General features: G+C 67.4%; 14 protein-coding genes and 1 pseudogene. 7 read left to right on the forward strand and 8 right to left on the reverse strand.

Features of this window, described 5'->3' with window-relative positions; translation table 11 throughout:
* Window positions 1-145: 145 nt before the first annotated feature.
* Window positions 146-886, reverse strand: a complete 741-nt coding sequence (locus tag AC5P09_RS29235; protein ID WP_493876744.1) for a GntR family transcriptional regulator — start codon at window positions 884-886, stop codon at window positions 146-148.
* An 81-nt stretch (window positions 887-967) separates the two neighbouring features.
* Between AC5P09_RS29235 and AC5P09_RS29240 the strand changes: the two genes are divergently transcribed.
* From AC5P09_RS29240 to AC5P09_RS29250, 3 genes are all read left to right on the forward strand, one after another.
* On the forward strand, window positions 968-2,062 hold the full coding sequence (locus AC5P09_RS29240) for a DUF1152 domain-containing protein (protein ID WP_493876745.1): 1,095 nt from the start codon (window positions 968-970) through the stop codon (window positions 2,060-2,062).
* 602 nt (window positions 2,063-2,664) lie between these two features.
* Window positions 2,665-3,009, forward strand: a complete 345-nt coding sequence (locus AC5P09_RS29245) for a hypothetical protein (RefSeq protein ID WP_493876746.1) — start codon at window positions 2,665-2,667, stop codon at window positions 3,007-3,009.
* 1,091 nt (window positions 3,010-4,100) lie between these two features.
* On the forward strand, window positions 4,101-4,274 hold the full coding sequence (locus AC5P09_RS29250; protein WP_163016316.1) for a hypothetical protein: 174 nt from the start codon (window positions 4,101-4,103) through the stop codon (window positions 4,272-4,274).
* A 263-nt stretch (window positions 4,275-4,537) separates the two neighbouring features.
* Here AC5P09_RS29250 and AC5P09_RS29255 read toward each other — a convergent pair whose 3' ends face one another.
* A complete protein-coding gene (locus tag AC5P09_RS29255) occupies window positions 4,538-4,771 on the reverse strand; it encodes a hypothetical protein (RefSeq protein WP_493876747.1) in 234 nt (77 codons plus the stop codon).
* A gap of 481 nt (window positions 4,772-5,252) precedes the next feature.
* Between AC5P09_RS29255 and AC5P09_RS29260 the strand changes: the two genes are divergently transcribed.
* Window positions 5,253-5,591: a hypothetical protein gene (locus AC5P09_RS29260; protein ID WP_493876748.1), complete on the forward strand. Its 339-nt coding sequence runs from the start codon at window positions 5,253-5,255 to the stop codon at window positions 5,589-5,591.
* Between the two features lie 501 nt (window positions 5,592-6,092).
* Here AC5P09_RS29260 and AC5P09_RS29265 read toward each other — a convergent pair.
* The 3 genes from AC5P09_RS29265 to AC5P09_RS29275 all read right to left on the reverse strand — a co-directional run bounded on the left by AC5P09_RS29265 (window position 6,093) and on the right by AC5P09_RS29275 (window position 8,406).
* On the reverse strand, window positions 6,093-6,443 hold the full coding sequence (locus tag AC5P09_RS29265) for a helix-turn-helix domain-containing protein (RefSeq protein ID WP_493876749.1): 351 nt from the start codon (window positions 6,441-6,443) through the stop codon (window positions 6,093-6,095).
* A 763-nt stretch (window positions 6,444-7,206) separates the two neighbouring features.
* Window positions 7,207-7,842 carry a LysE family translocator gene (locus AC5P09_RS29270; protein WP_493876750.1) on the reverse strand — a complete coding sequence of 212 codons (636 nt, stop codon included), beginning with the start codon at window positions 7,840-7,842 and terminating at the stop codon, window positions 7,207-7,209.
* 93 nt (window positions 7,843-7,935) lie between these two features.
* On the reverse strand, window positions 7,936-8,406 hold the full coding sequence (locus tag AC5P09_RS29275) for an aminoacyl-tRNA deacylase (RefSeq protein WP_493876751.1): 471 nt from the start codon (window positions 8,404-8,406) through the stop codon (window positions 7,936-7,938).
* A 127-nt stretch (window positions 8,407-8,533) separates the two neighbouring features.
* On the opposite strand from AC5P09_RS29275, the gene AC5P09_RS29280 reads away from it, so the two are divergent.
* Complete coding sequence (locus tag AC5P09_RS29280; protein ID WP_493876793.1) at window positions 8,534-9,625, forward strand: ArsR/SmtB family transcription factor; 1,092 nt, start codon at window positions 8,534-8,536, stop codon at window positions 9,623-9,625.
* A gap of 95 nt (window positions 9,626-9,720) precedes the next feature.
* On the opposite strand, the gene AC5P09_RS29285 is transcribed toward AC5P09_RS29280, so the two are convergent.
* Both AC5P09_RS29285 and AC5P09_RS29290 read right to left on the reverse strand, forming a co-directional pair.
* A complete protein-coding gene (locus tag AC5P09_RS29285; protein WP_493876752.1) occupies window positions 9,721-10,839 on the reverse strand; it encodes a glycosyltransferase in 1,119 nt (372 codons plus the stop codon).
* A gap of 66 nt (window positions 10,840-10,905) precedes the next feature.
* Window positions 10,906-11,337, reverse strand: coding sequence for a nitroreductase family deazaflavin-dependent oxidoreductase (locus AC5P09_RS29290; RefSeq protein ID WP_493876753.1), 432 nt, complete (start codon window positions 11,335-11,337; stop codon window positions 10,906-10,908).
* A 135-nt stretch (window positions 11,338-11,472) separates the two neighbouring features.
* Here AC5P09_RS29290 and AC5P09_RS29295 point away from each other — a divergent pair, with 135 nt between their 5' ends.
* Together AC5P09_RS29295 and AC5P09_RS29300 are read left to right on the forward strand one after the other, a co-directional pair.
* The gene (locus tag AC5P09_RS29295) at window positions 11,473-12,432 is read left to right on the forward strand and encodes a cupin domain-containing protein (protein WP_493876754.1); all 960 of its coding nucleotides are present in this window, start codon (window positions 11,473-11,475) and stop codon (window positions 12,430-12,432) included.
* Between the two features lie 134 nt (window positions 12,433-12,566).
* Window positions 12,567-12,704 (forward strand): annotated as a pseudogene (locus AC5P09_RS29300) (PIN domain-containing protein); the annotation flags it as partial.
* Between the two features lie 389 nt (window positions 12,705-13,093).
* On the opposite strand, the gene AC5P09_RS29305 reads toward AC5P09_RS29300, so the two are convergent.
* A complete protein-coding gene (locus AC5P09_RS29305) occupies window positions 13,094-13,489 on the reverse strand; it encodes an Imm7 family immunity protein (RefSeq protein ID WP_493876755.1) in 396 nt (131 codons plus the stop codon).
* Window positions 13,490-13,493 lie beyond the last annotated feature (4 nt).

The following is a 13,493-nucleotide window of genomic DNA, read 5'->3' on the forward strand; positions in this document are numbered from 1 at the left end:
GCCCCCGGCAAGGTAAGTGCGTGCCCTGATCCGGCCGCTGACTCGTCACACCGTGCCACCTTCCGATGAAGTGGCCTTAGCCACTTAATGGATAGTGGCATTAGCCACTCACGCTGTGCAAGCGGTTCGCCGAAATGACGAACCGTCAGGTAAGGGGATAGCCCTGCTCGAACGCCCAGCGGTGCGGCGGATACGTGGCTTCGGCGAACTCCAACGGCCGGTCTTGCAGGTCGAACACGACATGGTGCACGATCAAGACCGGCGATCCGGACTCCAGTTGGAGATCTGCCGCCTCTTCACCGGTCGCCTGCCGGGCACACATACGGTCTTCGGCGTAACTCCCCTGCCGTCCCGTCATGTTCTCGACGTACATCAACGTGCCCTCTTGGATCCGTTCAGGCTCCAGAAGCTTGGGTGCCCGTTGACCGACGTCCGGCGCGAACCACGAAGTGGACAGCGTGATGGGACCGTCCTGATTGTTGGTCACGCGCCGGCGGTGCACTGCCCGACGGTCCTTGACCAGGCCCAGCGCCTCAGCAACGTGATCCGGCGCCTCCAGCCAACCGGCCGAGGTGATCACCGCATACTCGCCAGGGGTGTAGATCTTCCCTGTTTGCCTCGCCCGTCCGTACAACTCCCGTGCCCGACGGTTGACTTCAAGGCTCCGCACATACGTGCCCGAGCCCTGCCGTTTCTCGACGAGCCCTTGATGACTCAGCGCCTCCAACGACCGCGCCGCCGTCGGCCTGGACACCTTCCAGTTCGCCGCCAACTGCCGCTCCGAGGGAACCTCGTCCCCCGGCCTCAGGTCGCCCCGAAGGATCTGATCGCGGATGAAGTGAGCGATCTGGAGATACTTCGGCTGCGCCTCTTCGATCTGAGGCATGTCCCCTCCTCGTCCAAGTGGCTATGGCCTCTAGCCACTATAGGGTGAGTGGCCAGGGGCCGAGCCCGTAATGTTGAGCACATGACGCGGTTGATCGTCGCAGCAGGAGGAGGGGGCGACGCAGTCGCCGCCGCAATGCTTGACGCCGCCCTTTACGGCGACGACGACCAGGCGGTGATCCTCACCTACGCGTGGGACCGCTTGTTGGTCGACCCGATCCCAGGACCCCGAGGCCCGTCCGACTTCACGGGACTTGAACCGCTCACTCCGTCTGTCTGGTCAGTGCCGGCCGAAGCCCGCCCGATCTCTCCGGCAGGATCAACCCTCCCCCGGCTTGCGGCAGAGCTCCCCTACACCTTCGCCCTGATCGACCCGCATCACGGCGCCGAGGGCATCACCCGCCAACTCGAAGAGCTAGTGAGCCACTTCGAGCCGACGTCGATCGATCTCCTGGACGTGGGCGGTGACATCCTCGCGCGAGGCGACGAACCGACGCTGAAGAGCCCGCTTGCAGACGCCCTCACGCTGGCCGCTTGCTGCCAGGTGAACGCTCCCGTCAGGCTCCTGGTCGCCGGTCCAGGCCTGGACGGTGAACTCCCGCTCGACGAAGTGCGGAGTCTGCTCGGGCCTCTCATCCACACCTTCGCCGCGAAGGACGCGGAGCCGGTCAGCTCGGTCCTGGAGTGGCACCCTTCCGAGGCGACCGGGATGCTCGCTGCAACCGCGCGAGGGGTACGAGGCATCTGCGAGGTACGGGATGCCGGACTCCCCATTCCGCTCACGGACGAGGGGCCGACGGTCCATGAAGTCGATCTCGACGACGCCCTGAACCGCAACGAGTTGGCTCGGGCCATCCTTTCGACTACCACCCTGGACGAGGTCGAGGCGCACAGCCGCGAAGTCTGCGGCTACTCGGAAATCGACTATGAACGCAACAAGGCCGCCTGGCTCAAGGACCAGCCAACGGTAACGCTGGATACCGGCACCGTGCTGTCGCAGCTCGACGAGTTCGAAGCCGAGGCCCGAAGCCGCGGAGTCACCCACACAACGTTCCGCCACCTCACGGAAGTCCTGAACCTCAACGGCTCGCAACGAGATGACCTGCGCCAACTCCTCATCAGCAGCCGCCCAGAACGCTACGCCGCTCCTCTGTGGCACATCCCAGCCGAAGCCTGAGTAACAACCTTCTCTACAGGTTCAAGGCACCCGGCTGCGCTCCGCTCCGCCGGGCGCGCTTCCCGGCTCTGGCTGCGCCCGCGCTCCTGCCTTCGGCCCGCTCGGCGCTGCCGCCGCCGACGCGCGCCCACATGTGGAAAGGGCCGGTGGCCATGAGTCGATCACCGCATAGCGCGGCCCACGGTCAAGACAATGCCTCCGGCGGGGGATCGGCCGGCACCGGGATGGAGGGGGCGCCGTTCCCGGCCGCGGGCCCGTAGTGGTGTGCGTGGGGTGCTCCCATCCCGTCCACCGCCGACCCAGGCAGAGCCGAGCAGACGCGGCCCATGGCGTCCAGGTCGTTCGTACAGTGGCGCGCTCCACTTGGACGCCATGAACCACGCCCGCTCCACGGTGTGTGGGTCGACGGCGGACGGGATGGGAGCCGGGGAGGGTTGTGGTTGAGGAAGTGGGCGGCTAGGCCACGGCTAGGCCCTGTCTGGCAATCGATCTCGAAGGCGAAAGGTAGGCAGGGGCTCCGACCTGTTAGCCAGCGGCGGATGCCAATATGGATCTGGCATCGACCACGGCGACCCCGGCAGACCAGAGCGGAAGCTGAACAAATGACCACCTCCGAGCCTGAGTGCATCCTCGATGGCGGCTGGATCATCGACACGAACCTGAGGCCCCTGTGCGAATCGGTCGCAGAGTTTGCGGGATACGAGTTCAGTGAATCGGACTGGCAAGCTGTCGAAACGGCTCTGCCCGCGACGGACGTCGAACAGGCCACCTGGTACGACTATCCGATGTTGGGTCGGCAGCCCCTCACGCTGCTCGTCGCAGCCGACCCAGGGTCGTCCGTGGTCTTCATCAGAGTCGCAGGCGTTACCGACGAGCGCACCAAAGCAGAGATCGAGGCGGCGCTACACATCTTCGCGTGGTGGGAATTGGCCCAGCAGCCTCGCTAGGCCGTGTGTCTGGCACTGATGACGATGGTGGCTGGCGCAGCCAGTACGCTGTATTGGGTTTGTCAAGAGCGCCCCTCTTCGCTGACACCAGTACCTGACACCAACAAGGCCGGACAGCGGCGGACGCCGCCGAACCTCGACGGACAGTCAGTCGAGGCGGGAGACGAGTTGGCCGACATTCCAGGGGCCCCATGATCGACCTGATAAAGATGAGGCCAGGCTTCAAAGCCTGCGTACCGCGCGGGGCGCCGTTCTCAAAACGGTGGGCGGCGCTCCGCTGGCTTGACTCGACCATTGAGACTCCGCCGACCTCTGCAGCAGCGAGCAGGGGTGTTCTCGGCATTCTCGAATGCGAAACGGCCCGGGGTCCGTGAGGCCCGAGGCCGCCTGTCTCGCACTTCAACGCAGCTAGCTGCTGCACAGCCCTGCTATGACCCCTAGGAGGATCCCCCAGCCGAGGATCACGAAGAGCACGATCCAGAGCCCCGCAATGATCAATGCGGCGACACCAGCAGCTCCGAGAAGACCGAGGACAAGCCCCATAGCAAACCTCCACCCACTGGACAAATCGGCAATTTCAGACAAGCACGGAATTTGCGATATGGGTAGACCTTGCGTTACCGGTCGGCGAGATGAGTCGGGGCCGCCATGGGGACGTGAAGGGACGTCTCAACGATGACAACCTTCGCCAGTTCAGCCACAGGTCACAGCGTTGATCAAGTAGCCAGCCGCAGACCAGAGACCCGCCGCTTCACTTCTTCAGCGACTGGGATCCGTGAGGCTCCACCGACTGCTGTCAGTGCCTGCCGTTAGCCTGAGGGGTTCGGCGCTACCCCTATATCTAGTGGTTGGATGCGCTGACGCGCCCACAAGTTGTGGTCCCCTTACACCATTTGGGCCCCAGGAGGCGCTATCCTTCTCGACAGCGCGAACGACCCCAGCTCAGAAGTGCTGACACGGGGTCGGTACTTGCTCGAACTGGGGTCGTGGTGCGTTCCTAGGCGCCCAACGACCCTACACGGCCCTTCCCTTCCTCCAGAAGGGCGGGGTCGGCATCGAGCGGTATCCAGCTCGAAGGGTAGGTGATCAAGATGGCAAAGAGCCTCAAGCCGGGTACGCCGGCGCCGAAGTCGGGGCAGTACAAGGTGCCCGGTACCAAGACCGAGGTCACGGCCGTGAAGGGCAAGCCCCTTCCGCCGACGCCGAAGGCTGGCCAGGGTTACACGCTTGTTGACCCGACCAAGCACAAGCCCAAGGGCAAGTGAGTAACGGGGGCAGGCTTTTCGGAGTCTGCCCCCTGCCTCGCTCTGTGCTGCGGTACAGCAGCGAAGTACAGCAACCGCCCCAACTCCTGGCGACTGGCGCAGACCGCAAGTGACCGCTCAACCAGGACAGGTGGCCTCAGCGACCGCCCCGCCTGTAGTTCCTATCGAGGGGCGCGCGGCAGACGATAACTTGACTCGGTCATTGAGACTCCGCCGACCGCGTGGTCTCGTGAAGGCAGTAATCCAGGATCGCGTGAGTCCGACTACGGCAATCGCCTGAGCCACAAGAGGGCAAGGCGGTAGGCGCCCGCAGCCACGATGAGTTGCGTCAGCCCGGTAGCCGTGTACGCCCAGTCGGGCAGCACCTGCCCGAAGATCTCGAGTGCGATGCCGCGAGTGAACTCGAATGCTGCGGCAGCGGCGAACATCGCGCCCGCTGACTGCTTGGTCCACTGACGCGATTTCGCGGCCGGACGGGGGGCAAGAGGTTCTGTCACTCGTCCGTTGTACCGGCACCTGATCCAACTCATCAATGGCCACGTGTCCCCTGCGTGCCCGATCAGACCACGACCGGTGGGGAACCACGGGGAACATCGGGGCCGCTCCCGACAAACGCGCAGGTCAGCGTCTAGCCAGTTCAGCCGCCATCCGCATACGCGATCTTCCAAATTGGTGCTCCTGCCGGACGAGATCGGCCCATGTCAAGACCGCCTGCGGCGGCTGACACCAACAGCTGACACCAACAGGGACGAACGGCGGCGGTCGACGCTGAACCTCAGCGGACCTGCCACCCAGGTAGGACGTTGGTTGGTCGAGCGTGCAGAACTGGCGTCATCGACCTGATAAAGATGAGGCCAGACCTCAAAGCCTGTGCCCAGCACGGCCGCCGTCCTCAATCGATGGGCGGCGGCCTGCCGACTCAACCGGTCGCTGAGGGGCCGCCGCCCTCACGCCTATGGCAGCCAACATCGGCTACGGATGCGCAGCGAACTGCCTGCGAACCAGCACGAGAGCAACCCACCCCAGCAACATCACAAGGGCACCTACCGCAGGCCATTGGCCACCCATCAGCACGCCGAATGCCGCCAAGGAAGCACCGAGCATGGCTATGGCCGCAGCGGCCGACTCGGCTCGAAGCTGTGGGGCAGAACGCTTACTCGCCGAAGGCTTGACGAGCTGACGGCCAAGGAAGACCTGCACAGCGTTGATCATGGCCAGCAGAGCAGCAAGAGCACCGAAGGTACCGAAAGCGAGCGCGAGGGCGAAGGGCATGGCGTGAAGCTACACACTCTGCAGTCGAACCCCACGCTCGGGTAAGGATGCACGCGAAGGCCGAGCTCCACCGACAAACGGTCGCACGGACGTGACCTCGTGCCAGAAGCGTGCCAGATCATGCGGAGAACCAAGGGGAACAGCGGGGAGCCGGTCGACCGTCCGCCAGGCGTCTGCGTCCCTCTGCCGCAGGTCAGGACCGGAGCAGGCCCAAGATGCCCTTAGCTTCCCAAGCTGAGAGCGCGAGTTCGATTCTCGTCACCCGCTCCACGACAAACCCCCAGGTCAGAGGCCCGGGGGTTCTTTGTCGCGCTGACTCTTCGGTGCTTTTCGCACCCTCGTGCACTCGAAGATTGGGCACGCGGAGGGCACGGGCGCTTAGTTGAGACCGGCCAGTCACTGCTTCTCACGCCAGTGCATGCCGCTGACCTGCGGTTTCGCGTCAAGCTATGCAGGATCGAACAGGAAGAGCCCTCAGCCTGCTGTTCCCCGAGAAACGCTGCCTGACGGTGCGTCGCATCACCGCACGCAAAGCCTTCGGGCCAACTACGCCGCCACGCTGCCCTGATCACCACTTGCCGGCATCCGCAGCATGTGATCACCGAAGTCGGCAACCAGGTCCAACCTGCCGCCGAGCGCCTCGACGTAACGTGCGATGACATCGAGAGTGGCGACCTCACCGTGTTCGATCTGGGATACGCGAGCGATGCTCACACCCATGCGGGCAGCCACGTCCCTCTGGGCCAACCCGTACTGCTTGCGCGCCTCGGCGAGTTGATGCCCACGGGCTTCCGCCAGCAGACGACGCGAACCAGCTTCCACCTCAGCGGGATCCACACCGGCCGAGTACAGCTCCTGCTCCAGGGTCTCCCAGTCCTGCGGGGCCTTCTTGGGCATGCTCACTCCTCAGTCCTCCGTGTCACCGGTGTAGTCGCGGTAGAGCTGTTCAGCCAGAGGAATGCTGTCGCGGTACCAACGATCCCAGATTCCCGCCTTATCGCCGCCGAGGAGGCGTCACGCAGTGCGGCAACGGCCTGGGCAACCTGGGAGGCAGAACCGAGATCCTCGACTCCCCTCGACACCGGCATACGAAGTTTAAGGCTTTCCTTAAATGGCGGCAGGCCGACTGTTCTGGCACTGACCCCACCGACACGGCTCCCTCATGAACCACCACTCCTGGTGGGAGGTCCTGAATTCCTCACCACACTCAGAAGCTCACGCCACGCTCGAACAACGGCACCCATGTCCATCAGGAGTGCTCGCACCTGATGGAGCAGCACGCGCATCACCAACAGTCCCACGACGGCGTCGCATCGCGGTGATCCACTCCATCGGGCTGCCTCCTCACCCCAGGCAGCAGGGTCCTCACCCCGAGTGCTGAGGTCTTTACCTGGAGAGGTGAACCTCTCGATCTTGAGTCGCGGTATCGCACCGTGCCGCCAAGCGCTCACGCCTGCGGCGGTACAACGAATCCGTGCAGATCAGCAGCCATGCGTGAGCGCCGGCGGCGCCCTGCGGTGGTGCGGCCGGGGCATTGAGTAGGCGGTTGGCGCCCGATGGTTCGTGATGTATGCCGACGTTGCCGATGGATCCGGCTTGCCGCTCACCAGGAACCGGTGGTGCAAGCGATGTCGTTCGGAGGGCGGTTGTCCGGAGGCGGTCAGTGGCGGGTGGTGGCTACGGTGACGCCCAGGCCGATCAGTGCGATGCCGCCCGCGCCGCCGATCATGGAGAGTCGACGGTCGGAGCCTGCCAGCCAGGTCCGGGCGGCCGAGGCGCCCAGCCCCCAGGCGGTGTCGCAGACCAGGCCGATGCCGGCCGGGATCAGGCCGAGGACCATCATCTGCAGCGGGACATGCCCGGCACGGTGGTCGACGAACTGCGGGAGGACCGCGGCGAAGAAGACGAGACCCTTGGGGTTGGTGGCGCCGACGAGGAGGCCGTCCAGGACGGTGCGCAGATCGCTGCGCGGTTCGTCTTCCGGGGCCGTCAGGTCGGTGCGCACGCGGTCGCGGTGGCGGAACGCCTGGACGCCGAGGTGGACGAGGTAGGCGGCGCCGGCGAACTTCACCGCCGTGAACACGGTGGCTGAGCTCTGGACGAGTGTGCCCAGTCCGACGGCGACGGCGAGGACGAGGGCGTAGCAGCCGAGGAGGTTGCCCACAACGGTGGCGAGCGCGGTGCGGCGGCCGTGGGCGAGGGCGCGGCCGACGACGAACAGGACGCTGGGCCCTGGGATCGCGATCACGACGAGGGACATCGCGGCGAACGCGAGAAGGCTTTCGGTGGTGACCATGGGCCGGTTCTTCCTGATCTGTCGCGCAGCCGCCGGGGCGGCGCGTTGCTGCTGTACGTGGAGCCCGGTGTGGACCGGGATCGGTCGGTGTGGCTATGGGCACACGGGTGTCACGTGGGTGCGCGGGAGCCGGGCCAGGACGGCGGAGTTGATCTGGAGGGTGCGGTCTGCGGATCCGGCGCCGCAGTAGACGGACCGTGCCGGTTCGGCGACCGCGGTGTCGATCAGGCACGGCACCCCGGGCCGGTGGCTGACCGGCGGGATACCCCCGGGCACCAGCCCCTCGGCGGTGAGCAGGTCGGTGTCTGCCGTGCGCAGCTGGGAACGGCTGGTGCCGACGGCGGCTGCCAGGCGGGCGAAGTGCACACGGTCCTGCGCCCGCAACGCCACGAGCAGGAGCGGGACGTCGGGGGTGGTGAAGGCGAGCGTCTTGACGGCTTGAGACCAGGGAAAGGGCAGCGCCCGGCGCTCGGCGACGCTGAGGGCGGCAGCGTGTTCGTGGACGGTGTACGCGCAGCCGTCCGCGTCCAGCACGGCCCGCCAGGATGCTTCGGGCGTACTCATCAAGGGCCTGCGGCTTTCAGCTCAAAGAAGAGGGGCGACCTGCGGGGGTTCGGCGCGGTCCCCTTGAGAGTGACCGACCCGGCAGGAACCGATCAACTGATTGTGGAATCCTGCAATCGTGATCACCATGCGCTTCACCGAGACGGCCGAGGAGGACATCGCCTTCTCCGTCTCACCGCTGCTCGAAGCCGTCCACTCCTGGCACGTGCTCACCGATCCCGGACACCACGCCCTGCACGTGCCGTGGGTGCGGCGGTGCCGCCGGCTGCCCGCCACCCTGCGCCGGCGGATACGCCAACACGGCTTCGTGGTAGCCGACTACATCCCGGCCTTCTTCGAAAGCCGGGCCAATGATCACGACGCCGACTTCGCGGACCAGCTCGCCGCCGTACGGGCCCTGCCGCCGGCCCAGCTGGCCACCGAGCTCGCCCAGACCCTCATCGACACCACCCGCTACACCGGACACGACCTCGTCGAAGACCCCGTCACCCGCGACGTGGCCCTCACCGAACTCCAGCAGACCGACACGGACCGGGCGGCACGGCTGAGCAGCATCCTCACCGATCCGCTCCCCGTCCTGGAAGGCGCGCTCGCCGCCCTGGAGGACTACTGGAGTACCGCCTTCGCCAGTGAATGGGAGCGTGTCGAGCCCTCCCTGTACGAGTCGATCGCACGCGCCGGGGCCCGGATCGCCCACCAGGGCCTCTTCCCGATGCTCCGCACCCTCGTCCCCCAGATCCGCATCGACCCCGCTCAGCGGAGGCTCCGGCTCGACCGCCCACACCACCACGACATCGCCATCACCCGCGACCGCCCCGTGACGTTCACCGCCAGCCACTACGTCTGGCCCCACGTCCGCGTCACCTGCGACAGCCCCTGGCCCCGGCGGATCACCTACCCGGCCCTGCCCCTCGCCCCAGCCTCGGCCACCCGCCCCACCAGCCAGGAAGACACCCTCACCGCCCTACGGGCCCTGGCCGCCGCCCCACGCCTGCAGATCATCACGCACCTCGCCGGCCAGAGCCGCAGCACCCAGGAACTCGCCACCCTCCTCGGCCTGTCCCAGTCCGTGATCTCCCGCCACCTCCAGCAACTCACCCAGGCGGGACTGACCACCACCCGACGCGAGGGCTACTACGTCCTCTACTCCCTCGACCACACCCGCCTCGACCAGATCGCCGCAGCCCTCACCGACCTCACCCCCGGGCCCCCTGCCTGAGCACCGACGCCGTCGCTCAACGAGTGATTCGGCGTTTCCCCAGGACCTTGGCGGGAGCGGCTGGGGGGGGCCGCTCCCGCCAAGGTGGACCGGGTTCAGCGGGTGGCGGATGCCAGGTTCTCGAAGTCGCCGACCATGTCGGCCGGTGACGGGAGCGCGGCGATCTGATCGCGGGTGATGAGGGCGGCCTTGCGCAGCCTCTCGTCGTTCAGGAGGACGTCGAGCAGATCGCCGTCCACCGCCTCGGGCTCGGCACGCAGGGCGATGCCCTGGGCCTCGGCCGCCGCGGCGTTGGTGAAGTGATCGGCGCCCTTCGGCAGGAACAGCTGCGGGATGCCGACGGCTGTCGCCGCCATCATGGTCCCCGCACCACCGTGGTGGACCACGGCGTCGCAGCCGGCCAGCAGCTGGGCCAGCGGCACCCAGGCAGTCAGCGGGCGCACGTTCGGCGGCAGTTCGCCCAGCGGCGTGAGGTCGGCGCCGCCGAGGGCGAGCAGGAAGTCCGCGTCGACCGCGGCCGCCTGCTCGATCAGCCGGGCGATGTACTCCGCACCCGCCGTCCGCGACACCGCCGTGCCGAGCGTGACCGCGATGCGCCGCCGCGGGCCGGGTGCGGCCAGGTCGGCCGGTACCGGGCCGCCGCCGTTGAACGGCACGTACCTGACCCGCCAGCCGGTGCCGTCACCGCCGAGGGAGGCCGGGACCACGTCGAGCACGGTGCGTTCGGGCGGACCGGTCACCCCGCGGGCCCGGTACTCGTCGGCCAGCGCCTCGGCCATCCCCTCGACGAACGGCAGGCCCGGGGTCACGCCGAAGTTGTGCACAACGGTGGGGATGCCCAGTACGGCGGCGACGAGCGGCGCGGTGCCCTGCATCGTCGCGTGCACGATCACGTCCGGCCGCCAGGTCCTGGCCAGCCGGAGCAGATCGCCCAGGGCGGACCGGCTGTGCTCGGCGAAGCCGATCACGGCAAGGCGGTTGATCTCCTCTTCCGAGCGCTCTCGGGGGCCGTCCGCGTCGAAGCGGCCGAAGATGTCGGCCGTGGTGGTTCCGTCGCCCACCTCGACCACGGGAAAGCCGGTCGGATTCAGCACATGGACCGGGGCCTGACCGGCGAACAGGACGTCATGGCCGGCCGATCGCAGGGCCTGGGCGGTCGGGACCATGGGGAAGACGTGGGCGGCCGAGCCCGGGCCGGAGAACAGGAATCGCACGGGGCGCACTCCTCGCTGGATGTGCTGGATGTGGGGGGTGGCGTCGTCGCTCCTCGGCACCGGATGTCAGCAGTCGACGCGCCGGAGTTCGACGACCGGGATGCTCCTGGTGGTCCTGCGCCGGTACGCGCCGAAGTCCGGGTTCGCGGCCGCCTGCTTGGCCCAGTACTCGTCGTGTTCGGCGCCGGTGAGCACGCGCGCCACCACGTCGTAGGTCTCGGTACCGACCTCGATGGTGGTTCTGGGGTGGGCGACGAGGTTGTGGTACCAGGCGGGATTCCTGTCGGCGCCCTGGAAGGTGGCGTAGATGTAGATGCGGTCGTCCTCGGCGTAGTACGTCAGGGGATTGATCCGCTCGACCCCCGATTTCGCGCCGACGTTGTGGACCAGGACCATCGGCATGCCTTCGTATTTGCCGCCGACCCGGCCGCCGTTCTCGCGGAACTCGGCGATGACCTTCTGGTTGTAATCGTTGTAGAAGTCGACTGACTCAGCCATGCCGCCACCGTATGGATCATGAAGGCGGCCGGATGATGACTGACTTGGTCGAGAACATATCCGTCTGAGCCATCGATGCCGTAGGAGAGCCCCCGCGCGTCGATGGGCGGTCGGGCCACGGCTACCGTGACAGGCGTGGATCTTCTCGCCGACGTGCTTGCCGTGAACGGAGTACGCGGCACCCTCGGCGTACGGCTCGAAGCCGGTGCGGCTTGGGGAAAGTCCTGGACGACCGTCTCGGGCGCGGCGATCTACGCCGTCACCGCGGGCGTCGCCTGGCTCGGGCTCCCCGACGGGGAGTTCTGGCAGCTCACGCCGGGTGACGTCGCGCTCCTGCCGACCGGAACCCCACACACCCTCGGCAGCGACCCCGGCAGCGTGCCGAGTTCACTCAACGTCTCGGACGCCGAGCGGGCCCGGGTGGCGGGACGCGTGCTGCGCCTGGGTTCGGGCGAGGTCCGGACGCACATTCTGGCCGCCGCCTACGAATACGACCCCGCCGTGTCGACACAGGTCCTCACGTCGCTCCCGGAGGTCGTGCACGTCCGGAGTTACCACGGCGGCAGCGGTCTGGACGACACGGTCCGCCTGCTGGCCGACGAGCTCGCGCGGCCCGGGCTCGCCACGGCGGTCGTACTCAACCGCCTCGTCGACGTCCTGCTCGTGCAGGTGCTGCGCGCCTGGCTCGCGGAGAATCCGGACCGGGCGCGAGGGTCCTGGCTCGGCGTTCTCAGCGATTCGCTGGCCGGCGTGGCGATGACGAAACTCCACCAGGACCCGGCCAGGGCCTGGACGACGGAAAGCCTGGCGGCGGAGCTGGCGGTGTCCCGAAGCACGCTCACGCGGCGGTTCCGCGCGGCGGCAGGTGAGACGCCCGGCGGCTACCTCACACGATGGCGCATGGATCTCGCCGCGATCCGGCTCAGGGACACCGACGACACGCTGGAGGTCATCGCCCGCTCCGTCGGCTACACGTCGGTGTACGCGTTCAGCCGCGCGTTCCGGCGATCCCGCCGCCAAGCCCCCGGCCAGTACCGCACCACCGCTCGCCGTGCTGTGGCGAACAGCGGCGATGGCCAGGCGTCGGGTGGGTAGAGGCCCCCGGCACGAGCCCCACTCCAGACGGCAACTGCGCCGAATCGCGCAGGCAACTCGCCTGCGTACGCGTCGCCGAAACCCGCATGCGGCACAGCTCTCCACGAGCATGACAGTGCCGCCGAGCGGCTCAGGCCAGGTCCGTGCCCCACCTGTACCGCAGCGCCGGAGCCGTCGACCTCGTGGTGGCCGCCACGGCCGAGCTGCAGGGACTGACCCTCCTGCACCGCGACCGGGACTTCGAGCGCATCGGAAACCTGCTCCACCGATAGGTCTGTGCACGTGCGAAGGACGTCCCCATCCGCACGCCCGACCGAACCTGGCCGATCGCATGGCCCGTCCGCCCACTCGCTCTGCCCAACGGTCTTCGCCGTCCGTGCCCACAGCGTGCCCGCAAGAGCGGACAACCACGGTCAACAGCGGTACGACCCGACCCACACAATCACCCCGGGGAGAAGGCATTTGCGAAGGTCAGAGGTATAGAACCCGCCCAAGCGCCGTCGCTTCCCAAGCTGAGAGCGCGAGTTCGATTCTCGTCACCCGCTCCGCAAGAAGCCTCACCGCACCAAGTCGTCGAAGCCGGCCGCGACCCGGCCTCCCCTCCCCCGGTATGCCCCGGAAGCGGCCGAACATCCGTGAGCGAGACGCGGCTGGTCGTCGGTCAATCCTCGATAACCGGTCGGCACGGCGACAGGAACGGGTCGAGTCGGTCCCGCACCTCTCCCCTGGCCATGGCACGGACCCGGAAGGCTCCCGGGCCCGGAGGGAGGTCCATGTCGTCGGAGCGTTCGTAGAGCAGGCCCCAGGAGCCGGGGAAGCGACGGGCGATGAAGTGGGTCAGGGCATCCAGTTCCTCGGCCTCGTCACGGCGCCGGTTCACCAGACCGTCGGCGCGCACGAAGTACTCGCCGTTGTAGATCTTCAGCGTCGCCTCGCCGGTCGACCAGTCGATGCGGTCGATGACCGCCCGCAGTTCGGCCACACCCTCCTCGAGGGTTCCGGCGTCTGCCTCCTCGGGGGACTCGGCGATGCCGAACCAGCCATGGAACTCGTACATGTGC

This window comes from Streptomyces sp. a15 (assembly GCF_059026085.1).